Here is a 22,312-nt window from a genome sequence, read left to right as displayed (position 1 = left end):
CCCTCGCGATCCGGATCGCGAGGGGCCACAGTGGCGCGTGCGTCAGACGTCGATGCCCTTCAGGTAGGTGGCGAAGGTCTGGAGCCCCGGGTGGGCCGCGCGCAGGGCGGCGATGTCCGCCCGGTAGCCGTGGTCCTGGAACCACTCGAACATCAGTGAGATCTCGGGGCCGTTGGGGATGTACGGGTTGGCCGCCACCGCGTCGAGCGGCAGTTCCTCGAAGCGGGCCGGCTCACCGGTGCGCTCCGCGAAGGCGCGGGCCACCTCGGTCGCGGTCAGCTCGTCGCCCGCGATCTCCAGCGCACGGCCCAGGTACTCCTGCGGCCGGTCGAAGGCCTCGGCGGCGAAGAAGCCGATGTCGTCGACGGCGATGAACTGCACCCGGGTGTCCGGCTTCAGCGCCAGCTGCACCACCAGCGTCCCGTCGACGCGCTGCGGCCCGTGTGCGGCGAAGTTGTCCATGAAGAACGACGGACGCAGTACGGTCGTCGGTACGCCGAGCTCCTCCAGGTACCGCTCGATGGACCGCTTGGAGTCGAAGTGCGGTACGGAGCTGTGGCGTTCGGCGCCGCCCACGGAGCTGTAGACGACATGCGGCACGCCGGTGTCCCGCGCCGCCCGCGCCAGCGCGCGGCCCTGACGGACCTCGCCGCCCAGCCCGGCCGGCGTCATGAAGTTCTGCACGGAGAAGACACCGGCCACACCGTCCGTCGCCGCCCGCAGCGACGCCTCGTCGTCCAGGTCGCCGCGGACCAGTACCACTCCGAGCTCGGCGAGTGCGCGGGCCCGGTCCGAGGCCGGGTCCCGCACCAGCGCCGCGGTGTCCCGGCCACGCCGGACCAGTTCCCGGGCCACGGCGCCGCCCTGCAGGCCGGTCGCCCCTGTCACCAGCACAGTCATGTCGCTCCCCCTCAGCCGAACAGCGCCGCGTTGTCGGCGGCCCACTCGCGGTACGGACGCGGCTCGCGTCCCGTCAGGTCGTACACCGCGGTCGTGGGCTTGGCCCACGGCACCTCGGCGCTGTGCAGCGCGGCGACATTGCCCACTGCCGCCTCCCGGTCACCGGTGATGCCGGTGAAGACCGCCACCACCTCGTCGGCCGGGGCCACCGTGAAGTCCAGCTTGCGGCCGAGCACTTCGCCCAGGATCCGGGCCTGCTCCTCGGAGCTGAGCGTCTCGGGCCCGGTCAGCGGATACGCCTTCCCCGTGTGCCCCTCCCCGGTCAGCACGGCGACGGCGGACGAAGCGATGTCGTACTCGTCGATGGGCGCGCCCGGGTTGTTGCCGATCCAGCAGCGCACCGCGTTCTTCTCACGGACCGTGCTGATCCACCACGAGGTATTGGCGTGGAACGGCCCCGGACGCAGGAAGGTCCACGGGACGCCGGCCCTCTGGAAGGCCTTCTCGGCGGCACGGTGCTCGTCCGCGATGCCGTGCGGCAGCGGGTGCAGCAGGCTGCCTGAGGAGAGCAGGACGATGCGCGCGCCCGCCTCCTTCGCCGCCGCCGCGACATTCGCGGCCTGGCCCGCCACGTCGCCGGACAGCACGACCAGCGCCGCCTCCACGCCCTCGAAGGCGAGGGCCAGCGAATCGGGGTCGGCAGGGCTGCCTGCGACCACCTCGACATCGTCCGGCAGGCCCGCCTCCTCCGGGTTGCGGCTCAGTGCGCGTACCTGCCGACCCAGCCCGACCAGCTGCCGAACGGCCTCGCGGCCGACCTTGCCGGTTGCTCCGGTGATCAGAATCATGATCAGGCCCGCCAGCCTGTGGCCTCGGGCCACGGGGAGCCGAGCTGCCGGTAGGTGCCCTGGTAGTCGGGCCAGTCGCGGTGGTCGCGGATCTTGCCGTCAACGAAGCGGATCAGATGGATCTGCTCGCCGGAGAAGACCCTCCCGGTCGCCGCCATGCCGACGAGGTCGCCGACGTGACGGCCGTAGAGCACCAGATAGGCACGCACCCAGTCGCCGCGCTCCTCTATCTTCACCTCTTCGAGCCGCGCCTCGTCGGAGAACGTCATCCGCAGCCACTTCACCGCCATCGCGAAGGAGTCCGGACCCCGCAGATCCATGTGCTCCATGGTGGCCGGGTTGAGGTAGTCCGGATGTATGTACTCCGCGACGTCGTCGGTGCTGCCGGTGTTGTACGCCTCCACCATGCGGCGTACGGCGGTGATCTGGCTGCTCATCGCATCCCTTCCATGGGTCTCCCCCGACAGGGGGACCGGGTTTCGCCCCATGGTCCGGTCCCGCGGAGTACGGGGCAACGCTCCTGTAGCGGCTCTCGAACCACGCTCCACCGGCGCCCGTTGGCCCGGTCGCAGGATGGCCTTCCTGCCGTCCGACGGAATCCGGAGCACACTGTGAACACCGCCGCCACAGCCACCACCGCAGCCGACACCTACAAGACGAAAGTCACCGCCGCCTTCAACGGAGCGGCGGCGACCTACGACCGGCTGGGGGTCGAGTTCTTCACACCGATGGGCCGCCGGCTCGTCGAGCTCGCCGCACCGCAGCCGGCGGAGCGGCTGCTCGACGTCGGCTGCGGCCTGGGCGCGACCCTGCTGCCCGCGGCCACCCGGATCGGTCCGGCCGGCCACGCGCTGGGCATCGACATCGCCGAGGCCATGATCGAGGAGGCCGGCCGCGAAGCCGAGCGGCAGTCCATCACCAACATCGAACTGCGGGTGATGGACGGCGAGCACCCCGACCTGCCCGCCCGCTCCTTCGATCTGGTGCTCGGCAGCTACAGCGTGATCTTCCTTCCCGACGCCCGCGCAGCGCTCGCCCGCTATGCCGGGCTGCTGCGCGACGGCGGCAGGATCGCCTTCACCAGCCCGGTCTTCACCCGCGACACCTTCCCCTTCCTGCCGCCGCTGTTCACCGAGTGGATCCCGCTCTCGCTGCTCAGCCACCTCCCCGAGTCCTGGCACCCCGAGCAGCTCCACCGCCAGCTGCACTCCTGGCTGGAGGACCCGGCGGATCTCGAAGCGGCCCTGGCGAAGGCCGGGTTCACCGACGTGCGGATCGTGGACGAGCCGGTCCGGATGACCGCGGCGTCCGGCGAGGACTGGGTCAACTGGTCGCACACCCAGGGCATGCGGCTGCTGTGGCAGCACCTGCCCCAGGACGAGGCGGCGGCGCTGCGCGAGCGGCTGATCGGCGAGCTCGACGCGCTGCGGGACGGCGACGGACCGGTGGAGATCGAGGTGCCGGTGCGGTACGTCACCGCCAAGGCCGCCCGCTGAGGCGCCGGTAGCGGCGGGTGCCGCGGAAGACAGACAGGAGCGGCCCCCTTCCGGGAGCCGCTCCTGTGCCGTACGCGGGCGATGTGCTCAGGTCACCGAGAGCGCGCCGTCCACCGCGAGGACCATGCCGTTGGCGTACGCGGCCTCGGGCCGCGTCAGCTGGACGATCCACCACGCGATGTCCTCGGGGCGGCCGACCCGGCCCGCCGGGATCCGCTCCGCCATCTGGGCCAGGAACGCCTCGTACGCCTCGGCGGGCATTCCGGCCCGTACGCCGACGCCCGTGTCGACCACGCCGGGGGCGATGCCGACCGAGCGGATGCCGCGCGGCGCGAGCTCCACGGCCCATGTGCGGGTGAGGAAGTCGAGTGCCACCTTGGCCATGCCGTACACGGAGTTCTCCGGCCAGGCCCGGCGGCCGAGCGAGCCCGCCGAGCTGACGTTCACCACGGTGCCCCCGGTGGCCTCCAGGGCGTCCAGCGCCTGCTGTGTCAGGAAGAGCGGCGCGATCAGGTTCGTCCCCAGCTGGGCGCGGACCGAGGCGCGGTCCAGGCCGTCAAGTGAGGCGAATCCGGTGACGGCCGCGTTGTTGACCAGCACGTCGAGCCGGCCGAACGCGTCCAGCACGGTGGAGACAATGGCCTTCGGCGCGTCGTGGTCGTGGATGTCCGCCGCCAGCACCCGGATGCCGTCGTACCCCTCGGCGGTCTCCTTGAGAGATCCCTCCGAGCGGCCGACGACCAGCACCTGCGCGCCGTCGTCGGCGAAGGCGCGCGCCGTTGCCCGCCCGATGCCGGTGCCGCCGCCCGTGACGACGACACTCTTCCCTGTGGAGCCCTTGGGGCTTGTGGGGCCCGTGGAGTTCGCCATGATGCCGGTCCCCGTCGTCAGAAGCAGATGGCGGTGTTGACGCCGCGGATGACGGCCTGCTCGGCCTCTTCGCCGAAGTCGCGGTCGCCGAGGGTGAACGACAGCTGGACGCGGATGCCCAGATCACGCGTCGTCGCCGTGAAAGTGGCGTAGCCGGGGATGCCCGCGCCGTGGCCCCACAGGTCGAGGTTGTTGTCGTTCTCCAGCTTCATCAGCCCCAGGCCGTAGCCGATACCCATCGGCAGATTCTTGATCATCTCGGGCGGCAGCGGAGTGGTCATCTCCTTGAACTCCGCCTCGTTCAGCAGCTTTCCGCCGAACAGCGCGACCAGGAACTTGTCCAGATCGGCGGTCGTCGAGATGATCTCGCCCGCACAGCCGGCCTCGGAGGGATTCATCAGCGTCACGTCCTCGGCGACACCGCCGATCTGCATGTAGCCGCGGGCGTGCGGCTCCGGGATGTTCGGGTCGTCGCCCGGCAGCACGGTCTCGTGCAGGCCGACCGGCTCCAGCACGCGGGCCCGGATCTCGTCCGCGTAGGAGTTGCCGGTGACCTCCTTGATCAGCAGGCCGATGATGAAGTAGTTGGTGTTGCAGTACGCGAACGCGGTGCCCGGCTCGAACTCCAGCGGCTTGGCCGCCGCGATGGCGATCAGGTCCTGGGGCTCGTAGTGGTTGTAGCGGTCGCGCAGGAAACGGTCGCCCGGCTTCTGGAAGGAGTCCGAGTAGTTGTACAGACCGCTCGTGTGCTGCAGCAGATTGCGGATGCTGATCTTCTCGCCGTAGGGCAGCAGCCCCGGCAGGTAGCTCTCCACGCTCCGGTCGAGGTCGATCTTTCCCTCGGCGACGAGCTGGAGCACTACCACGGCCACGAACGGCTTGGTGATGCAGGAGATCCGGAACCGGCCGTTCTCGGGGACCGGGCGGTCCGTGCCGAGCTCCGCGATGCCGGAGGTGACGACGAACGAGTCGTCCCCCCGCGTCACCCGGAACTGAACGCCCCCGGCGCCCGCCTCGATGAGCCGGTCCGCGGCGCGCTGCACGGCATCCTGATGGGCCGAAACCACGGGCCGGGTGATCGTCGTCTGCGTCATATCGGCAAACCCCCACGGGTATTGAGTCGGTTCATGTGCTCTACGGGTCTTTTCCTGTACCGAGGAGAGGCTGTACGGCCGCGATGGAGGTACGGCCGGGCGCCGCTGGAGGACCGCTCAGGCGAGGTCGTCGCGGGTGACCTTGCGGGTCGACACCTGGAGCGCGCCGTCCGACCGGACCAGCACGTCCTCGCACACGCACACGCGGTGCACCTTCGACTCGCCGCCGATCTGCGAGGCGTACACGGTGGTGTACGAGCGCACATCCACGGCGCCGTCCGGGCGCTCGGTGACATCGAACATGCCCATGAAGTGCCGGTGCCGCTGGCCGGCCTCGGCCAGCTGCGCCGTGGTGCGCCGGACGGCCGCGATCAGGCCGGGGCGGCCGCGCACCGGCTCGGGCAGCGTCGGCACGTCGAAGGACGCGTCCTCGGTGAAGGTCTCCGCCCACAGCTCGGCCTCGGCGAGGTCGAGCAGCTGCATCTGGTGCGCGTAGAACTGCTGCACCTGCGCATAGAGCGCAGCCTGCTGCGTGGCGGTCGGGGCGATGGCGGTCATCGGCGTTCTCCGTTCCCTTGTCTGCCCGCCACCCTCTGCGGCCCGGATCGAGCGGCCTTGGAAGATTCCTCAAGCCCCGGTGCCGTCGTCCGCGGCCTCTTCCCCTCCAGCCGTCTTCGTGCCGCCTTCGAGTACGCAACGACACGGTCGAATCCACCGTCGGCCAACTGGAGGCAGAACGATGACGACAGCGACAAAGCCGGTAGCCCTGGTCACGGGCGCCACGAGCGGCATCGGGCTCGCGATCGCCCGCGACCTCGGCCGTCGCGGCCACCGCGTCTACATCTGCGCGCGTACCCCGCAGGTGCTCAAGCAGACCGTCGAGAACCTCCGCGAAGAGGGCCTGGACGTGGAGGGCAGCACTGCCGACGTACGTTCCACCGAGTCCGTGGCCGCCCTGGTGCGTGCCGTCGTCGAGACCTTCGGCCCGATCAACATCCTGGTCAACAACGCGGGCCGCAGCGGCGGGGGCCCTACCGCGGACATCACCGACGAGCTCTGGCACGACGTCATCGACACCAACCTCAACAGCGTCTTCCTGCTCACCCGCGAGGCCCTCAAGAACGGTGGCCTCGCGGAAGCCGAGTACGGCCGGATCATCAACGTCGCCTCGACCGCGGGCAAGCAGGGCGTCCTGCTCGGAGCCCCGTACTCGGCCTCCAAGCACGGAGTCGTCGGCTTCACCAAGGCGCTCGGCAAGGAGCTCGCCCCGGCCGGCATCACCGTCAACGCGGTCTGCCCCGGCTACGTCGAGACGCCGATGGCGGAGCGGGTCCGCAAGGGCTACGCCGCGGCGTGGGACACCAGCGAGGAGTACGTCCAGGAGCAGTTCGAGGCGAAGATCCCGCTCGGCCGCTACTCCACCCCCGAGGAGGTCGCCGGACTGGTCGGATATCTGACCACCGAGCACGCCGCCTCCATCACCGCGCAGGCGCTCAACGTCTGCGGCGGACTGGGCAATTTCTGAACCCGAACAACCGACAGTGGGAGCCTGAATGTCTGCCGAGCAAGTGCACCGCACCACGCACGAAGTGAATGTCGCCGCGCCCGCGGGCGCGGTCTACGGACTGATCGCCGACGCGGTGCGCTGGCCGCAGTTCTTCCCCCCGAACGTGCACGTCCAGCAGCTGGAGTCCGACGGCACGACGGAGCGGCTGCGGATGTGGGCGACCGCGAACGGCCGGGTGAAGTCCTGGACTTCCCGCCGGGTCCTGTCGCCCGGGGAACGGCGGGTGGAGTTCCGTCAGGAGGTGTCAGCGAGCCCGGTGAAGACGATGGGCGGCACCTGGATCGTCGAGCCGCTCGCCGCCGAGCAGTCCAGGCTGACCCTGCTGCACGATTTCACGGTGGACGGCGACGACCCGGCCGGCGTCGAGTGGGTGGAGCGGGCCACCGACACCAACAGCCGTGCGGAGCTGGAGAATCTGCGCACGCTCGCCCAGCGCTGGGCACAACTCGACGAACTGGTGCTGTCCTTCGAGGACTCGGTACGGGTGGACGGCCCCGCCGAGCCGGTCTACGACTTCCTCTACCGGGTCCAGGACTGGCCCCGGCTGGTCCCGCACGTCTCGCGGCTCGATCTGGTGGAGGACGAGCCGGGCGTACAGGTGATGTCCATGGACACCACGACCGCCGACGGCTCCTCGCACACCACGGAGTCGGTCCGGGTCTGCTTCCCGGACGAAGGCCGCATCGTCTACAAGCAGACGGCCACGCCCGCCCTGATGGCGGCCCACACCGGCGAGTGGTCGGTCGTCCCCGACGCGACGGGTGTGACCGTCACCTCGCAGCACAGTGTCGTGCTGCGCGAAGAGAACATCACGAAGATCCTCGGTCCCGACGCGGGCGTGGCTCAGGCCCGCCGCTACATACGTGAGGCGCTCGGCCGCAACAGCACCGCGACCCTCAACCTGGCCAAGCAGCATGCGGAGTCCGCCGTCACCCCGCGATGAGCGCGTGGCCGTGCCGCGCGCCTGTTTCAGCCTGGTGGCGACATTCGCACCGCTCACGATCGATCCCGGGAGGCCTGACGTCCGCCGAACCGGGGAGGTGGTGTACGGCGGGTCGCGTCTCCCCGCGACGGTGCGCCGGATCTGCTGTCGGGCGCCGGCAGGCGCGGACTTTCCGCGCTTCCCGGCGTGCGACGGGCGGTCGGAGGGGTGCGGTGCTGCCGCCGGCACGGAGGTGCGTGACCGTGGCGGCAGCACCGAGGCGGATCAGCGGGCAGGGTCGAGAAGAACCTTGCGGACACCGTTGGCCCGGCTGTCGAACAGCTCGTAGGCCTTGGGGCCCTCGGAGAGGGCGAAGCGGTGGGTTACCACGGCCTCGGGCGTGATCCGCCCGGCCTGGGTGAGGGCGATCAGGGCAGGGAGTTCGTAGTGGACCGAGCAGAGTCCGATGGCGAACTCCAGCTCCTTGACCTGGGCCAGTCCCATGTGAAAGGGAAAGGCCTTGTTCTGGCTGACCCCGATGACGCTGACCCGTCCAGCCTGCCGGACGGCTTTGAGGGCGAGTTGGATGGTGGCGTCCGAGCCCACAGCCTCTACGACGGCGTCCGGTCCGCGTCCTGCGGTCATCTCCCGTACGGCCGTCCGTGCGTCCTCGCCCTCGACCGGCTCCACGCCGAGGGTGGCGGCGAAGGCGCGGCGCTCCGCGACCAGGTCCGCGCCAAGCACACGGGCGGCGCCCATGGCGAAGGCGGACTGCGCGGCCATGATGCCGACCGGCCCGAGGCCGATGACCAGGACCGTTTCGCCGGGCTGGATACGGGCGCGGCGGCAGCCGTACCAGGCCGTGGGGGCGTTGTCCGTCAGAACGACGGCGGCCTCGTCGGAAATGCCTTCGGGCAGGTGCACGAGGTTGACGTCGGCATGGGGCACCGCCAGGGCCTGGGCCTGACTGCCCTGAAGTTGCGGGCTCACTCCGTAGCACAGGTCCATCGAGGACCGGGCGCGCTCGCACCTGGCGGTGAGCCCGGCTGCGCAGGCTTTGCACAGGGTGCAACCGGCCGAGGCGGGGACCAGGACCCGGTCGCCGGGCTTGAAGCGGGTGACCTGCTTGCCGGTCTCGACGACCACGCCGACGCACTCGTGTCCCGGGGTGTAGCCCAGCTCCGGGCTGAAGGGGTTGCCGGCGTAGATGTGCAGGTCGCTGCCGCAGATACCGGCCGTGGTGACCTGGATGACCGCGTCGGTGGGGCTGGTGACGGCCGGATCGGGAACGTCCCCGTAGCGGATGTCGTGGCGGCCGTGGAAAGTCAGTGCCTTCACTGGCTTCCTCCATTTCAGGCGCAGGCTGGCGCCGGTGGCATCGATCCCGTCGAGTTGCCGCTGGAAGTCGGGTCGGTCTCGACATCCAGGGACAGGAATGGACTCCCACAGGCATCAAGGAGCATGGATTAACATTTAATGCGACCGTATCACTCTGGCATGATGACGTTAGCATGGGCATCCGTGACAGCACATGAGACGCCCGAACCGGCCACGCCGCCCCGGAGCGGGAAACCCCGTGACACCCGCGGCACCCTCATCCGGGCCGCAGAGCAGCTGTTCGCGGCGAAGGGCGTCGACGGTGTCTCGCTCAACGAGATCAAGCGGGCCGCCGACCAGCGCAACGCGACGGCCCTGCAGTACCACTTCGGCGACCGGGCGGGTCTGCTGCGGGCCGTACTCGACAAACACACCCCTGCGGTGGACGCCCGCCGGGAGGTACTGCTGCAGCAGTACGAGGACAGTGGCACCGCCGATCTTCGGTCCCTCGTCGCCGCACTGGTGCTCCCGGCCGCCGCGAAACTCGCCGATCCCGACGGCGGCCGCGAGTTCTTGCAGATCGTGGCCGAACTGCTCAACCGGCCCGAACCACTGGTCGAGCTCGTCGTGCCGGACGAGCGGTCGAGCATCTACGCCTGGCGGCGCCTGGTGGAGCCGCTGCTGCCTCCCGAGTCGACCACGGTGTTCCACACCCGCTTCACGGCCCTGCGCTTCTGCCACGCCGAACTCGCCGCCCGCGCCGCCGCCCGCCCTCGCAGGGACGACCGGCTGTTCACGAGCCGGCTGGTCGACCTGGTCACCGCACTGCTGGCCGCACCGGTGTCCGAGCAGACCGCACGACTGCTGCAAGAGCGAGACCTGAAGGACCGGACCGGCCGGCAGGCACCGGCTCCCTGACCGGCCCGGTCCCTCCAGTCGATCATGGCGTCACCGCCGGGACGGAGCGGGACGTCGAGTACCCGGCGGCGTCGGGCCCCCACGGAGTCCAGCCGCTGACGAGCTCAGGGTGAACCTCCGTCAGTGAGGGGGCCGGTTGCGGCAATTGGCGGGGGCTGTCTGGTTCATCACCAGGTCAACAGGTCAACGCCAGGCGTGCGCCCGCCACGTCGCTGCCCGGCACCCGCTCGCCCCGCACCAGGCGCTGTCGAGACTTCACTCGCGCCGACCGCCACAAGCCGAACCGGCGGGGCGGGCAATCCCGTCACGCGGCCCGGCGCCAGGAGCGGTGATGGGCAATCGACCTGGCACGGGCTCACGACGCGCGCCAGCCGCTCCAGCGCAGGACCGAGACTTCGACCACCGGCCCGCCCGGTGACCGGTCGTCGTACTGCTGGTATTTCGCTGTGAGCAGGCCGATGCGGCGGGCGGCTTCGGGGGACCGGTCCGGCGGCGGGAGCACGCGGGCTTCGCCGTCGGCCCGGGCCCACCACAGGCGGTCCCAGTCCTCCTCGTAGTGGTCGGTGAGCAGGCAGACGGACGGGTTGGCGGCGATGTTGGCGAGGCGTTTCAGTCGCGTCGTCCGCTTCGGTTTGTGGTCCACGGCCAGCGTCACTGTGTCGCCGTCCAGGACGAATACCACGGGTACCAGGTGTGGGCGGGCCGTCGTGTCGGCCGTCGCGAGGTGGGCGACGCGCGCCGTGGCGAACCGCTCCCGTGCCTCGGCGCTCATCAGGGTGGGCATCTCGTCCCTCTCGGCAGTCACGACGGCTATGGCGTCGACGGATTTCCGTATCGGTCCCACATTCCCGAGGCGCAGCGGGTTGCGGCGTCTCAGTGGTACCGGGCTGCGACTTGGGCCAGCCGGTCCAGGTACTCCAGCGTCTCCCGTTCGGGCATCGTCGGCACATAGAACAGCAGCCGCTCGACCCCCAGCCGGATATAGCCCTCGATCTGCTCGGGATCGTCGGGAATCGCGTACACCGTCACCGGCACCTCGCGGTCGGCGAGGGCGCGCAGGCGCTCGATCTTCTGACCGAGCTGCTGTGGCGGCAGGCTGTTGGCCAGCCACGCGTCTCCGAGCTGCGCCACCCGGTGGAAGGCGCCCTCGCCGCCGCCGACGTAGATCGGCGGATGGGGGCGCTGCACGGGCTTGGGCCAGGCGTAGACCGGATCGAAGTTCACGAACTCGCCGTGGAACTCGGCCTTCTCCGCGGTCCACAGCTCTCGCATGGCGCGCAGCCGCTCGTCCGTGAGCCGGCCGCGGGTGGCGGGGTCGGTGCCGTGGTTCCTCATCTCCTCACGGTTCCAGCCGACACCGACGCCGAAGATCACGCGGCCGCCGGAGATCAGGTCGAGGGATGCCACCTCCTTCGCCGTGATGATCGGGTCGCGCTGCGGGACCAGCGCGATGCCGGTGCCCAGCAGCAGCCGCTCGGTCACCGCACCGATCGCGGTCAGGGCGACGAAGGGGTCGAGGGTGCGGTAGTACATCTCCGGCAGCTCGCCACCGCCCGGGTACGGCGTCTGGCGGTCTGCCGGGATGTGGGAGTGCTCGGCGATGAACAACGAGTCGAAGCCACGTTCTTCAAGCGCGGTTCCGAGCGAGGTCGGGCCGATGCCCTGGTCGGTGATGAAGGTCGAGACTCCGAATTTCACGACGGCTCCGTCGAAGGTCGAGTACGGGAAAGGACGGGTGGCACAGCTGCTCACTACCCGCCCCGGGCCGTCCCGCTCCCATGACCACCCGGGAGAACCATCGCGGAGCGCGGTTGCGGGGACCGCGGCCGCAAGAACGCGCAGGGGCGCCGGCGGATGCGCATCGGCGCCCCGCCGGCCCACAACCACGGCGTGGCGCCGATCGCCGGCTGACAATCCGGCCGTTTCCCGCAGGCCGGGTGCCGATGTCCGGGTGGCCCAGGAGAGGACGTCTACGACCTCACCCAGTGCCACATCCACCGTTCCTCGAACCCCGGGTCGCACTACTACGGATTCCGCCGCTACCTCGACGTCGCCCTTCGCCGGGCACGGCAATCGGGCCCGTTCGACGGTCCGGCAGAAGATCGACGCGTGGTTCGCGTCCTGGAGCAGTGGTACGCCCAACTCCGCCCGCGTGATCCACATCGCGCTGCGCAGCCTCTTCCGCGCCACGCGCCAGGAGAAGGCGATCTTCCGCGCCCGACCCGTGGACTCGTCTTCAACCACACCCGCAAGCTCCTGCGCGAGGCACTGGAGTCGGGGCATGCACACGATCCCGGGCTGGACCGCGCATTCGTTGCCGCCATGCCGGCTGCCGGTGGGGAAGCGCCACCTCGCTCCCGCCACCCGTTCCCCGACGACGTCGCACGCGCGAACAGCCCAGGCCATGGACATCGACCTGTCCCGCCGCAGTACCCCAGCCGAGGGCGGCTTCTGCACCTTCCAGCCCGTCGTCGACGGCGGTGCCTGCCCGTGGCACCCGGACTGCCACGACTGCGACATGTTCGTCCTGTCCGGCGGCGACCTCCTCTACTGGCGCCGCAAGCGCGAGCAGTGGCGGCTGTTGGCCGAAGGCGCCCCGGACGACGCCACTGCCGACTACCTCCACCAGTACTTCGAGCCCACCGCCCGCGCCATCGACGGCCTGGAGAGGGCCCTGGCCGACCGCTTCCAGGACCGACCACGTCGCCGACCTCGAAACCCAGATCGCCGACTCAACGGCGCATTGAATCAGCTCGGTCGAGTTCTGATGGCAGCTCACCGGCCGGCCGGCGAGCCGCCGTCGCCGAGGTGAATGCCGATCTGGGAACCCGGCTCCTGGAAGCCCAACGCAAGCGCCAATCGGCGTCTGCGCGTTCATGCGCTCGATGCGAGCTCGTGGAAGTTGCTGCGGTGGAAGACAATCGGGGGGACATCGGGGTAGATGTCGAGTGCCTCGATCTTCAGCAGCACAATCGCGTGATCGCCTGCCACGACGACGTCGTAGATGGAGCACTCCAGCCACAGCGTGGCGCCGTGCACGAAAACTGCCCCACTGTCGGTGGCGACCCAGTCGACGGTGTCGAAGCGGTGACCGTTCTTCGATGCGAGCGAACGCGCCACCGAACGGTGCTCGCTGGCCAACACGCTCAAGCCCAGGCGACGTGCCTCGGCCAGCCGCGGCCAGGTCGAGGACGTGTTCGCCACGCAGACGGATACCAGTGCCGGATCCAGAGAGACGGAGGTGAACGAGCTGGCGGCCATCCCCTCCGGGACGCCGTCCAGCATCCCGCAGAAGGCGGTCACGCCACTGGGGAAGCAGCCGAACGCCTGCCGAAGCAAGACGTCGTCGAACCGCCTGTCGGATGCTCGGATCACGGCGTCACCGCCGGGACGTACTTCCTGGCCGACTCGAGCCAGGTGGCCAGGTCCGGCGAGGTCGCGTACTCCGAGTCGATCAGGTACAGGCTCGGCGCGGGACAGCTGGCTCCGATTTCAACCAGCACCGGACGCAGGGTCAGTTCAGGCGCGAGCGCGTGCTGAAGTCCGGCCCCGAGCATAACGGGGAACGTCGGGATCCCGCCGAGCTCGCCTTGCCCGAACTGGTCGAGAAACAGCTTGAGGAGACCCGTGTACGTGGCCTTGAACGTCGGTGACGCCACCACGAGCGAGTCGGCACCCAGCACCGTGGCCTTGGCCGCGGCCACCTTGGGGTCACCCCATCCGAGCAGCCCGGCTCCGAGATCCACCACGTCGACAACTGCAACCGGCGCGCTCCCGCTGAGCTCGCGAGCGATCAGCTCGGCGGCAGCCCGGGTACGCGACATCGGCTTGGGGTTACCGACAACAACGACCGTCATGATTAGTCCTCCACAGCAGCAGACGAATGCTGACCCCCCCAGTCAAGGAGCGGCGGATTTCCCGGTCAGGTTCGCGCAGTAAACCCTCCATTGCGCCGCTGCGACCCCGTCGGCAGAACTGCCTGGACGGCGCAATCGCCGCGGAACGGTCGTGATCCGCCAGTGTCACGCTGCCTGTCTAGTTTCCCGTACCAAGGCCGGCGCCGGCACCGGACGCCGTCGTTCGCATGGAGAGATCGGGAGGCCGGGTTGCAAGCCAAGAAGTTCCACCTGGGTTGGTTCATGAACGGCTACCGCGTGCACGGCTGGCAGGACCAGTGGATCGGCACCCACAAGTCCGAGGGAATGCTCCCGGACTTCTACGTCGACATGGCGCGCTCCTTGGAGCGCGCGTGCTTCGACTACTTCATCATCGAGGACTCGTCGTTCGTGCCCGACGCCTGGCAGGGCAAGCACGACTTCTACCTGGAGAACGCGTACGCGGTCCCCAAGTTCGACCCGTCGGTCCTGGCCTCGATCCTCACCCAGAACACCTCACGCCTGGGGATCGTCGCGACGCTGGCGATCACGGAGTACCCCCCGTACCTGCTCGCACGGCTCGTCTCGACGATGGACCATGTCTCCCGGGGCCGGGCCGGGTGGAACATGGTCACCGCGAGCTCGGACCGTGCGGCACAGAACTACGGCCACGACGCCCAGCCTGATCACGACATCCGCTACGACATGGCGGAGGAGTTCACCGAGCTGGTCATCAAGCTCTGGGAGTCCTGGGGGCCGGGCTCAATGGTGGTCGACCAGGACGGGATCTTCGCCGACCCGGCCAAGGTGCACCCGGTCGACTTCCACGGGGAGTTCTACAAGTCGCGGGGACCCATCAACTCGGCTCGCTCCCCGCAGGGCAGGTCTGTCATCGTCCAGGCGGGCGGATCGGACAAGGGCCGGGCCTACGCGTCGAAGTACGCCGACTCGATCATCGCCTCGGCGACCACGGTCGAGCAGATGAAGGCGTACCGCGACGACGTCCGAGCCCGTGCCGAGGCGCACGGTCGCGACCCGGACTCGGTGAAGGTGCTGTTCCTGGTGTCACCGATCCTGGGGGAGACCCATCAGGCGGCCGTGGAGCGTCGACGGCAGGCCCAGGAGGAGGCGGCAGCCAACCCGGTGACGCGCCTCGCCGGGATGGGTTACGCGACGGACATCGACTTCTCCGTCTTCGACCTGGACACCCCGATCAAGGACCTGGCGTCCCTGATGGTGACCAACGGCCACCAGAGCTCGCTGCAGCAGTTCGTCGCACACAACTGGGAACGGACTCTGCGCGAGGTCGCCGTGCAGTCGTCCACCAGCGCCGGTCAGCGCGTCGAGCTGTTGGGAACGCCGTCCGAGGTCGCCGACCAGATGGGTGACGTCATGGCCACGGTGGGCGGCGACGGGTTCCTGATCACCCAGGATGTCCTCACGCGGCGCTCCATCAGCGAGATCTGCGACGGGCTTGTGCCCGAGCTGCAGAGGCGCGGGCTGACGCGCACCGTGTACTCCCACGAGATGTTCCGCGACAACCTGCTCGAGTTCTGACGTGACCTCGGCGTCCTGGGCGGTGCCCCGATCCCCGGTCGAACGCGCGGAAATCCAACGGGCGGTGGACACCGGATGACCACGGACGAAGCACGATCCACCCCGCACCCGGCCGATCCCGCGCCGCCGAACTCGTTGCGGGCGCTGTTCCAGGTTCCCGGCTACCGCTACCTCTGCGTGAGCTCCTTCATCTGGCACACCACGCGGTGGGGTGGCCTGTTCACCACGAGCTACCTGCTGGTCCAGCTGTCCGGTTCGCCCATCCTCAACCAGGTTGTCGGCGCGCTCATCTTCGCTCCGATGCTCGCCGGTGGCTTCGTGGCTGGGGTGATCAGCGACCGGCTGGATCGCCGCAAGCTCGTTCGCCGCGTCCAACTGGTGCTGATCCCCATCGAGTTCGCGATGTTCGGACTCGTCCAGTCCGGACGGGTCGAGATCTGGATGACATTCCCGTTCATGTTCGCGCTGGGAATAGGCGGCTTGGTGAACATGACCGCGCAGCGCCCCCTCATCTTCGAGACTGTAGGTCCGCGTTTCGGCGGGCAGGCGATGACAATCGAGTCCACTGCACAGGCAGGATCGGCCATGTTCGGCACGCTCGGTGGTGGTGCGCTCATCGACCACGTCGGCATGGGGGCGGGATTCGCAGGGATGGGCGTACTGCTCTGCTTCTCAGCGGCTTTGCTGTGGCTGGTCCCCAGTCCTCGCTACGCCACGCCGCGCGACCCCGGTGCGCGCGTGTCGATCGCCGCGCAGGCCGCCGCCAGCATCGGGCTCGCCCGGCGCAGCAGGCGCCTGTTGGCCACTCTGGGTGTGACCGTGGCGATGAACCTGTTCATGTTCGGCTACATCCCGCTGGTACCTCTCGTGGCCGATGAGTTCTCCACCGACGCCGTGCTCGCCGGCGCCCTGGGCGCCGCTGCGGGCTGCGGCCAGATCCTCTGCGGAATCGTCCTGAGTACCCGGCCCATCCACCGGCACGGGCTGGTCTTCGCGGTCGGCTCGATGGTTGCTCTGCTCGGCCTGTTCTGCTTCTCCACCGCGCCTCTGTTCGGACTCGCCTTCCTCGCCTTGTTCGTGGCCGGGATGGGCCAGGGCGGGTTCGGGTCCATGCAGAGTCTCCTTGCGATCGAGTCCGCACACGACACCGAACGCGGCGCCGCTCTCGGGGTGCTCAGCACCGCGATCGGCGCGCTGCCGCTCGGGATGGTGGCGATCGGAGCGGGTGCCGAGCTGCTCGGCACGAGGAACGCCCTGATGCTGTCCTCCATGGTCGGGATGGTCGCGGTGCTGACGGTCGTGCTGCGCCTGCGTGACCTGCTGTCAGCCGCCCCGGAGACTGCCCTCCGCCCCTCTTCCGGGGCCTGAGTACCCCGCTCGGTCGCAGGGGCTGCCCGCCGAGACGGACGGCGTGCCCGAGTCCCGTTGTGACGCCCGTGCCTTTGGCTCTCCTGGGCGCCCTCATGGCATCGGCGGCTTTCGTTACACAGACCTCATCTGTCACGAACCAGGCGCAATGGGAAAGCCACGATGACGACGCTGCGGTGTCACACACCGCCGCTTTGATCCTGCTCAAACAGCGTGGAGACCGGCCGAACGCCTCCACCCCTTCCTCACCGCACTATCCACACGCTCTCTGAGCCCCCGTCGTAGGAGGGACCCCTTGTCCACCAAGACCGAAGACCAGCGCAGCCCGGAGCCGCGCATCCAGCTGAGCCGTCGCAACTTGCTCAAGGCAGGCGGCATCACGCTCGGCAGCGTCAGCCTGATGAGCCTGCTCCAGGCGTGTGGCGATGGGGCCACCGAGGACGGCGCGGGCAACCTCACCCTGCGCATGCCGTTCCTGCAGGACATGCAGGTCCCCGACCCGGACATCATGTACGAGGGCGAGGGCGTCCAGGTCATGCTCGCGTGCTACGACGGCCTCGTCACCTACAAGCCCGGTACTCCCGAGATAGTCCCGCAGCTGGCGGAATCCTGGACGGTGTCCGACGACCAGCTGACCTATACCTTCCTGCTGAAGCCGGGCGTGAAATTTCACGACGGGACACCCGCCGACGCCGAGGCGTGGGTGAAGAGCTTCAAGCGTCGGGCCGCAGTCAACCAGGGGCCGGCCTACATGGTGAAAGGGATGGAGAAGGCCGAGGCGAAGGATGCGACCACCCTCGTCATCAAGCTCAAGGAGCCCAACAACGCCTTCCTCCACTACGCGGCCTGCCCGTGGAAGATGCTGGTGACCAGCCCCACGGCGGTCGCCAAGCACGAGGCGAGCGGCGACCTGGCCCAGAAGTGGCTCAAGACCCACGACGCGGGCACCGGCGCCTACGTCATGAAGCAGTTCGTGCCGGCAAGCCACTACGTCCTGGAAAGGTTCGACGGCTACTGGGGCAAGCAGCCTTACTTCAAGACGATCCGGATCGAGGTCACTCCCGAGATCGCGACCCAGAAGCTCCAATTGGACCAGGGTGCGTTCGACCTGGTCAGCCATGGGTTCGCCATCGCCGACGTGCTCAGGTACAAGAAGAGCAAGGAGTACTCGGTCACGACGACCACCGGCGCATCGATGATGTCGCTCTACATGAACCCTGACGCGGGACTGTTCAGCGACAAGTCCCTGCGGCAGGCGATGATGACCGCCATCGACCGCGCCACGGCCATCAAGACGTCCTTCCAGGGGCTCACCACGGTCCAGAAGAACTTCTGGCCGGAGAACATGTTCCCCGACGGCCTTGCGCCCTTCGCCCCGGAGGTCGACCTCGGTCCGCTGACCAAGAAAGTCGCCTCGTTGTCGGACAAGCAGGTCGACTTCGCCTGGGTGTCGTCCAACGGCGCACCGGCCCAGCAGATGGCCGAGCTCATCCAGTCCCAGCTCGCCCCGACCGGGCTGAAGATCACCATCCGGGCGATGCCCTCGGCGGAGTGGTTCGACCTGTGCAATCAGCCGGCTGCCAAGCGGCCGGACATGATCCTGGGAACGATGGGGGGTGACGCGCTGCACCTGGACACCGCGCTGCGGATCTTCCTGCGCACCGGCGCGAAGCCCCTGAACGCGTACCAGTACAGCAACCCCAAGGTGGACGCGCTCATGGACGAGGCGATCACCAAGGGCACCGAGGACAAGACCAACGACGTCTACCTCAGGATCACGAAGATCATCGCAGACGAAGCCTTGTTTGTCCCGTTGTGCCGTATCCCGCAGAACTTCGTCACCCACTCCGGCATCAGCGGCGTCGAGCTCGATTCGTACCTCCCCTACATCTTCAACTCGGCCAAGATCAAACGGATCTGAGCCGGTAGCGGCGCCTCACTTGCACACGTACCTGGAGGGGCTGGAGCAGAACTCCCACCTCACCTCCATCTTCACCGCCAACAGGTTGAGGAAGGCATGAACGATGACCAGCACCAGCACTTATTCGGGCAGTGCCGCAGCACTCGCCGAACCACTCACCGCAACACGCGCTCGGGTGGAGGACCTCACGGTCACCTTCAGGCGTCGGGGGGTGCCCGTCCACTCGCTGCGCGGCGTTACCCTCGACATCCACCCCGGCGAGATCCTCGCCGTCGTCGGGGAGTCCGGCTCGGGCAAGAGCGTGATGAGTCTGGCCCTCCTCGGGCTGCTCGCGGGCGATCCGATGCCCGTGGTCACCGGAAAGGCCGAGGTATGCGGCGTCGACATGGTGTCCGCGTCGGACGAGGAACGGCGCCGCATGCGCAAGCTGCACCTCGGCGCGGTGTTCCAGGACCCCATGACCTCGCTCAACCCCACGATGCGCGTCGGTCGCCAGGTGGTGGAGGCGGCCGGGTCCGAGGAGGAGGCGCTCCGGCTTCTCGACCTCGTCGGGATCCCGGACCCCGGGCGGCGGATGAAGGCGTTCCCCCACGAGCTGTCGGGTGGGCTCAGGCAGCGCGTGATGATAGCCATGGCGGTCGCCGGCAAGCCGGACCTGGTGATCGCAGACGAGCCCACCACGGCACTCGACGTGACAGTGCAGGCTCAGGTCCTCGCGCTCATCCGCGACCTCTGCGACGAACTCGGCACATCCTTCGTCCTGGTCACTCACGACATCGGCGTGGCCTCACAGGTGGCGGACCGGATCGCGGTCATGTACGGCGGTCGGGTGGCCGAGGTCGGAAAGAAGGATGAGGTCCTGCGAGCCCCGTCACACCCCTACACCGTGGGCCTGCTGAACGCCCGGCTGGATCTCGACCTGCCGACGGGCCGGCCGATCCCGGCGCTCCCGGGTGAACCTCCGGACCCTCGGGCACATCCGTGTGGTTGCGCCTTCGCCCTCCGGTGCTCGGCGGCCACCAATGAATGCGCCGAAACGCTGCCGGTGCTGACCCGTGCGTCCACGCACTCGGGTGTCGCAGCCTGCATCGTGCCCGGAGCGACGAGGCAAGAGGCGATAATCGCCGCCGCACCGTCGTTCCGGCCCATGGCCGAGGTCGACGACGATGCTCCCGCGCTGCGGATCAACGGCGTCGACAAGCGGTTCACGGTCAGGCGCGGGCTGCTCAATAAGGACCAGCTCCACGCGCTGCGCAATGTGATCCTCGAGATCGCTCCCGGCGAGTCGATGGCCGTTGTGGGCGAGTCCGGGTCGGGGAAATCGACGTTGCTCCGTGTCGTCGCAGGGCTGATGGCGCCCGACGGCGGAACCGTCGAGAGACCCGGCGGCCAGCCCCAAATGGTGTTCCAGGACGCCGGTGCCTCGCTCACACCCTGGCTGACTGTGGGCGAGATCGTGGGCGAGCGGCTGATCAAGCAGACCAGCAAGGCAGACCGCCGGGAACTGGTCGACCGGGCACTGCGCCAGGTGGGGCTTCCCCCGGACGTGGCCGGCATCAAGGCGGGCCTGCTCTCGGGAGGTCAGCGCCAGCGGGTCGCGTTCGCCAGGGCCGTCATCGTCCCTCCGAAGCTGCTGCTGTGCGACGAGCCCACCTCCGCTCTGGACGCCTCCCTGGCCGCGTCCGTGCTCAACCTGCTTCAAGACCTGCGGCGCGGGCTCGGGATGGCCGTCATGTTCGTCACCCATGATTTGGCCGCTGCGCGCTTCATCTCCGACCGCACCGCGGTGATGTACCTCGGACAGATCGTCGAGCTGGGGCCGACCGAGGATGTCATCACCTCCCCCAAGCACCCGTACACCAAAGCCCTGCTCGCCGCGATCCCCACCCCTGGGGTCGCGCCCGTGCGACTGCCGGGCGAGCCGGCAAGCCCGCTTTCCGTGCCGTCGGGTTGCTCGTTCCACCCGCGCTGCCGCGAGCGGATCGACCGATGCTCCACCGAGGCGCCATTCCTCTACTCCATCGACGGCCGCGGGGGTCGGGCCGCCTCGTGTCATCTGACCATGCACCCCGCGAACGAGGGATGACTGGGCGTGCGTCACCCCGTCGGCCCGAGAGGCGAACCACGGTCGCAGCGGCGCAATACATGCGCTATCACGGCGCCTTCGACGTGACATCGACGCGGGATGTCATGAGGTCACCAAGGACCGAGGCACGCAATGGCGCGGTGCCGAACAGCCCGGCGACGTCATTCGCGGCGGAGACAGCAGAGACAGCAGGAAAGGCAGGCAGACGCACATGATGAAGATGTTCCACCTGGGTTGGTTCATGAACTTCACGCCGCCGGACTGGCAGTCCGAGTGGGCCTCCCCGGACGTGAAGGACTGGGCCAACGGCACGTTCCACGTCGACATGGCCCGGTCGATGGAGCGGGCCTGCTTCGACTTCATGATGATCGAGGACACCGTCATGGTGGCCGACGCGTACGGCGGCACCATGGAGGGGTCGCTCAAGAACGCCGTCTTCGCGCCCAAGCAGGACCCGGTCCCGCTGGCCGTTCTGGTCGCTGCCAACACGTCCAGGATGGGCGTGGTGGCGACGATGTCGACCTCGTTCTACCCGCCGTATCTGCTGGCCCGCGCCTGCTCCACCGTCGACTCGATCGCCCAGGGCCGGTTCGGCTGGAACATCGTCTCCTCGGCCGAGGACCGCGCCGCCCAGAACTTCGGTCTCGATGGTCTTCCCGAGCACGACGAGCGCTACAACGTCGCCGAGGAGTACTTCGACGTTGTCAACCAGCTGTGGAATTCCTGGGAGCCCGACGCGGTCGTCATGGACCGGAAGACCCACACCTACGCCGACCACCGCAAGGTCCGCACCATCGACTTCGACGGTAAGTACTTCAAGTCCCGCGGCCCCCTCAACACCGTGCCCTCACCCCAGCACCGTCCAGCGTTCTTCCAGGCAGGAGCCTCCCCCCGGGGGCGTGCGTTCGCCGCGGGTGCCGCTGATGCGATCATCGCGGTCGGCACCGGCATCGAAGGCATGAAGGAATACCGCGACGACATCCGCGCCCGCGCCGAAGCAGCAGGCCGCGACCCCGACGAGATCAAGCTCCTCTTCGTCGTTTCCCCCACCATCGCCGCCACCGAAGCCGAAGCCCGCGCCGAGGTCGAACGGGTTCTCAACCACCCGTCGTACATCGAGAAGTCACTGGTGAACATCTCGTCCAACACCGAGATCGACTTCAAGCAGTTCGACCTGGACGAGCCGCTCCCCGAGGGCCTGACCACCAACGGCGAACGCGGATCCCTGGAGTACTTCATGCGGGGCGACGGGACCTCCGGCCCCAAGACCCTGCGCGAGTTGGTGCTGCACCGCGCCAAGCGGGGTCTGGAGCTGGTGGGCACTCCGGAGCAGGTCGCCAAGAAGATGGGCGAAGCGATGGAGGAGGTCGGCGGCGACGGCTTCCTGATCAGCAAGCCCGGCTGGGACCTGTCCCGCAACTACATCAACGCCGTCTGTGACGGCCTGATGCCCGCGCTGCAGCGCCTCGGGTACACGCGCACCGAGTACACCAAGTCCACCCTGCGCGAGACCCTCCGTGAGTTCTGATCGAGGCGGGCGTTGACCACGCCCCACACGTCCCACGGCCGGCGT

Annotated in this window: 21 protein-coding genes; 10 read left to right on the top strand and 11 right to left on the bottom strand. The window is 68.8% G+C overall.

What is annotated here, in order from left to right; all coding sequences use genetic code 11:
• Nucleotides 1–42 precede the first annotated feature (42 nt).
• Genes ACWDZ6_RS30615 through ACWDZ6_RS30605 form a run of 3 tightly spaced genes read right to left on the bottom strand, consistent with a single transcriptional unit; the run spans nucleotide 43 to nucleotide 2,185 of the window.
• A complete protein-coding gene (locus ACWDZ6_RS30615; RefSeq protein WP_451505424.1) occupies nucleotides 43–900 on the bottom strand; it encodes an NmrA/HSCARG family protein in 858 nt (285 codons plus the stop codon).
• Between the two features lie 11 nt (nucleotides 901–911).
• Nucleotides 912–1,748 carry an SDR family oxidoreductase gene (locus ACWDZ6_RS30610; protein WP_451505423.1) on the bottom strand — a complete coding sequence of 279 codons (837 nt, stop codon included), beginning with the start codon at nucleotides 1,746–1,748 and terminating at the stop codon, nucleotides 912–914.
• Between the two features lie 2 nt (nucleotides 1,749–1,750).
• Complete coding sequence (locus ACWDZ6_RS30605; RefSeq protein WP_451505422.1) at nucleotides 1,751–2,185, bottom strand: SnoaL/DnrD family polyketide biosynthesis methyl ester cyclase; 435 nt, start codon at nucleotides 2,183–2,185, stop codon at nucleotides 1,751–1,753.
• 174 nt (nucleotides 2,186–2,359) lie between these two features.
• Between ACWDZ6_RS30605 and ACWDZ6_RS30600 the strand changes: the two genes are divergently transcribed.
• The gene (locus ACWDZ6_RS30600) at nucleotides 2,360–3,244 is read left to right on the top strand and encodes a class I SAM-dependent methyltransferase (RefSeq protein ID WP_451505421.1); all 885 of its coding nucleotides are present in this window, start codon (nucleotides 2,360–2,362) and stop codon (nucleotides 3,242–3,244) included.
• Nucleotides 3,245–3,331: 87 nt separating this feature from the next.
• Here ACWDZ6_RS30600 and ACWDZ6_RS30595 read toward each other — a convergent pair whose 3' ends face one another.
• The 3 genes from ACWDZ6_RS30595 to ACWDZ6_RS30585 all read right to left on the bottom strand — a co-directional run bounded on the left by ACWDZ6_RS30595 (nucleotide 3,332) and on the right by ACWDZ6_RS30585 (nucleotide 5,766).
• The gene (locus ACWDZ6_RS30595) at nucleotides 3,332–4,114 is read right to left on the bottom strand and encodes an SDR family NAD(P)-dependent oxidoreductase (RefSeq protein ID WP_451505420.1); all 783 of its coding nucleotides are present in this window, start codon (nucleotides 4,112–4,114) and stop codon (nucleotides 3,332–3,334) included.
• Nucleotides 4,115–4,131: 17 nt separating this feature from the next.
• Nucleotides 4,132–5,208, bottom strand: coding sequence for a serine hydrolase domain-containing protein (locus tag ACWDZ6_RS30590; RefSeq protein ID WP_451505419.1), 1,077 nt, complete (start codon nucleotides 5,206–5,208; stop codon nucleotides 4,132–4,134).
• Between the two features lie 117 nt (nucleotides 5,209–5,325).
• On the bottom strand, nucleotides 5,326–5,766 hold the full coding sequence (locus ACWDZ6_RS30585; RefSeq protein ID WP_326654739.1) for a nuclear transport factor 2 family protein: 441 nt from the start codon (nucleotides 5,764–5,766) through the stop codon (nucleotides 5,326–5,328).
• A gap of 181 nt (nucleotides 5,767–5,947) precedes the next feature.
• Between ACWDZ6_RS30585 and fabG the strand changes: the two genes are divergently transcribed.
• Together fabG and ACWDZ6_RS30575 are read left to right on the top strand one after the other, a co-directional pair.
• Complete coding sequence (fabG, locus tag ACWDZ6_RS30580; RefSeq protein ID WP_351457976.1) at nucleotides 5,948–6,733, top strand: 3-oxoacyl-ACP reductase FabG; 786 nt, start codon at nucleotides 5,948–5,950, stop codon at nucleotides 6,731–6,733.
• Nucleotides 6,734–6,761: 28 nt separating this feature from the next.
• A complete protein-coding gene (locus tag ACWDZ6_RS30575) occupies nucleotides 6,762–7,718 on the top strand; it encodes an aromatase/cyclase (RefSeq protein ID WP_451505418.1) in 957 nt (318 codons plus the stop codon).
• A gap of 264 nt (nucleotides 7,719–7,982) precedes the next feature.
• Here the strand turns inward: ACWDZ6_RS30575 and ACWDZ6_RS30570 are convergent, their stop codons facing one another.
• The gene (locus ACWDZ6_RS30570; protein WP_451505417.1) at nucleotides 7,983–9,035 is read right to left on the bottom strand and encodes an alcohol dehydrogenase catalytic domain-containing protein; all 1,053 of its coding nucleotides are present in this window, start codon (nucleotides 9,033–9,035) and stop codon (nucleotides 7,983–7,985) included.
• A 183-nt stretch (nucleotides 9,036–9,218) separates the two neighbouring features.
• Between ACWDZ6_RS30570 and ACWDZ6_RS30565 the strand changes: the two genes are divergently transcribed.
• A complete protein-coding gene (locus ACWDZ6_RS30565; RefSeq protein WP_451505416.1) occupies nucleotides 9,219–9,932 on the top strand; it encodes a TetR/AcrR family transcriptional regulator in 714 nt (237 codons plus the stop codon).
• 355 nt (nucleotides 9,933–10,287) lie between these two features.
• Here the strand turns inward: ACWDZ6_RS30565 and ACWDZ6_RS30560 are convergent, their stop codons facing one another.
• On the bottom strand, nucleotides 10,288–10,716 hold the full coding sequence (locus ACWDZ6_RS30560; protein ID WP_451505425.1) for a TIGR03668 family PPOX class F420-dependent oxidoreductase: 429 nt from the start codon (nucleotides 10,714–10,716) through the stop codon (nucleotides 10,288–10,290).
• Between the two features lie 89 nt (nucleotides 10,717–10,805).
• Complete coding sequence (locus ACWDZ6_RS30555; protein ID WP_451505415.1) at nucleotides 10,806–11,630, bottom strand: LLM class F420-dependent oxidoreductase; 825 nt, start codon at nucleotides 11,628–11,630, stop codon at nucleotides 10,806–10,808.
• 583 nt (nucleotides 11,631–12,213) lie between these two features.
• On the opposite strand from ACWDZ6_RS30555, the gene ACWDZ6_RS30550 reads away from it, so the two are divergent.
• Nucleotides 12,214–12,744: a hypothetical protein gene (locus tag ACWDZ6_RS30550; RefSeq protein WP_451505414.1), complete on the top strand. Its 531-nt coding sequence runs from the start codon at nucleotides 12,214–12,216 to the stop codon at nucleotides 12,742–12,744.
• Nucleotides 12,745–12,806: 62 nt separating this feature from the next.
• Here the strand turns inward: ACWDZ6_RS30550 and ACWDZ6_RS30545 are convergent, their stop codons facing one another.
• Together ACWDZ6_RS30545 and ACWDZ6_RS30540 are read right to left on the bottom strand one after the other, a co-directional pair.
• Nucleotides 12,807–13,307: a flavin reductase family protein gene (locus tag ACWDZ6_RS30545; protein ID WP_326654747.1), complete on the bottom strand. Its 501-nt coding sequence runs from the start codon at nucleotides 13,305–13,307 to the stop codon at nucleotides 12,807–12,809.
• Nucleotides 13,304–13,789: an NADPH-dependent FMN reductase gene (locus ACWDZ6_RS30540; protein ID WP_351457996.1), complete on the bottom strand. Its 486-nt coding sequence runs from the start codon at nucleotides 13,787–13,789 to the stop codon at nucleotides 13,304–13,306. Before ACWDZ6_RS30540 ends, ACWDZ6_RS30545 begins: the two co-directional genes overlap by 4 nt.
• Before the next feature lie 249 nt (nucleotides 13,790–14,038).
• Here ACWDZ6_RS30540 and ACWDZ6_RS30535 point away from each other — a divergent pair, with 249 nt between their 5' ends.
• The 5 genes from ACWDZ6_RS30535 (at nucleotide 14,039) to ACWDZ6_RS30515 (ending at nucleotide 22,267) form a co-directional block, all read left to right on the top strand.
• Nucleotides 14,039–15,364, top strand: coding sequence for an NtaA/DmoA family FMN-dependent monooxygenase (locus ACWDZ6_RS30535; protein WP_451505413.1), 1,326 nt, complete (start codon nucleotides 14,039–14,041; stop codon nucleotides 15,362–15,364).
• 75 nt (nucleotides 15,365–15,439) lie between these two features.
• Complete coding sequence (locus tag ACWDZ6_RS30530; protein ID WP_451505412.1) at nucleotides 15,440–16,732, top strand: MFS transporter; 1,293 nt, start codon at nucleotides 15,440–15,442, stop codon at nucleotides 16,730–16,732.
• A 295-nt stretch (nucleotides 16,733–17,027) separates the two neighbouring features.
• A complete protein-coding gene (locus ACWDZ6_RS30525) occupies nucleotides 17,028–18,653 on the top strand; it encodes an ABC transporter substrate-binding protein (RefSeq protein ID WP_451505411.1) in 1,626 nt (541 codons plus the stop codon).
• A gap of 103 nt (nucleotides 18,654–18,756) precedes the next feature.
• Nucleotides 18,757–20,739, top strand: coding sequence for a dipeptide ABC transporter ATP-binding protein (locus ACWDZ6_RS30520; RefSeq protein ID WP_451505410.1), 1,983 nt, complete (start codon nucleotides 18,757–18,759; stop codon nucleotides 20,737–20,739).
• A 211-nt stretch (nucleotides 20,740–20,950) separates the two neighbouring features.
• A complete protein-coding gene (locus ACWDZ6_RS30515; protein WP_451505409.1) occupies nucleotides 20,951–22,267 on the top strand; it encodes an NtaA/DmoA family FMN-dependent monooxygenase in 1,317 nt (438 codons plus the stop codon).
• Nucleotides 22,268–22,312 lie beyond the last annotated feature (45 nt).

Source organism: Streptomyces sp. NPDC002926 (assembly GCF_053591755.1).
Note: the sequence above shows the minus strand (reverse complement) of the source record. Positions and strands in the feature narration are given on the sequence as shown.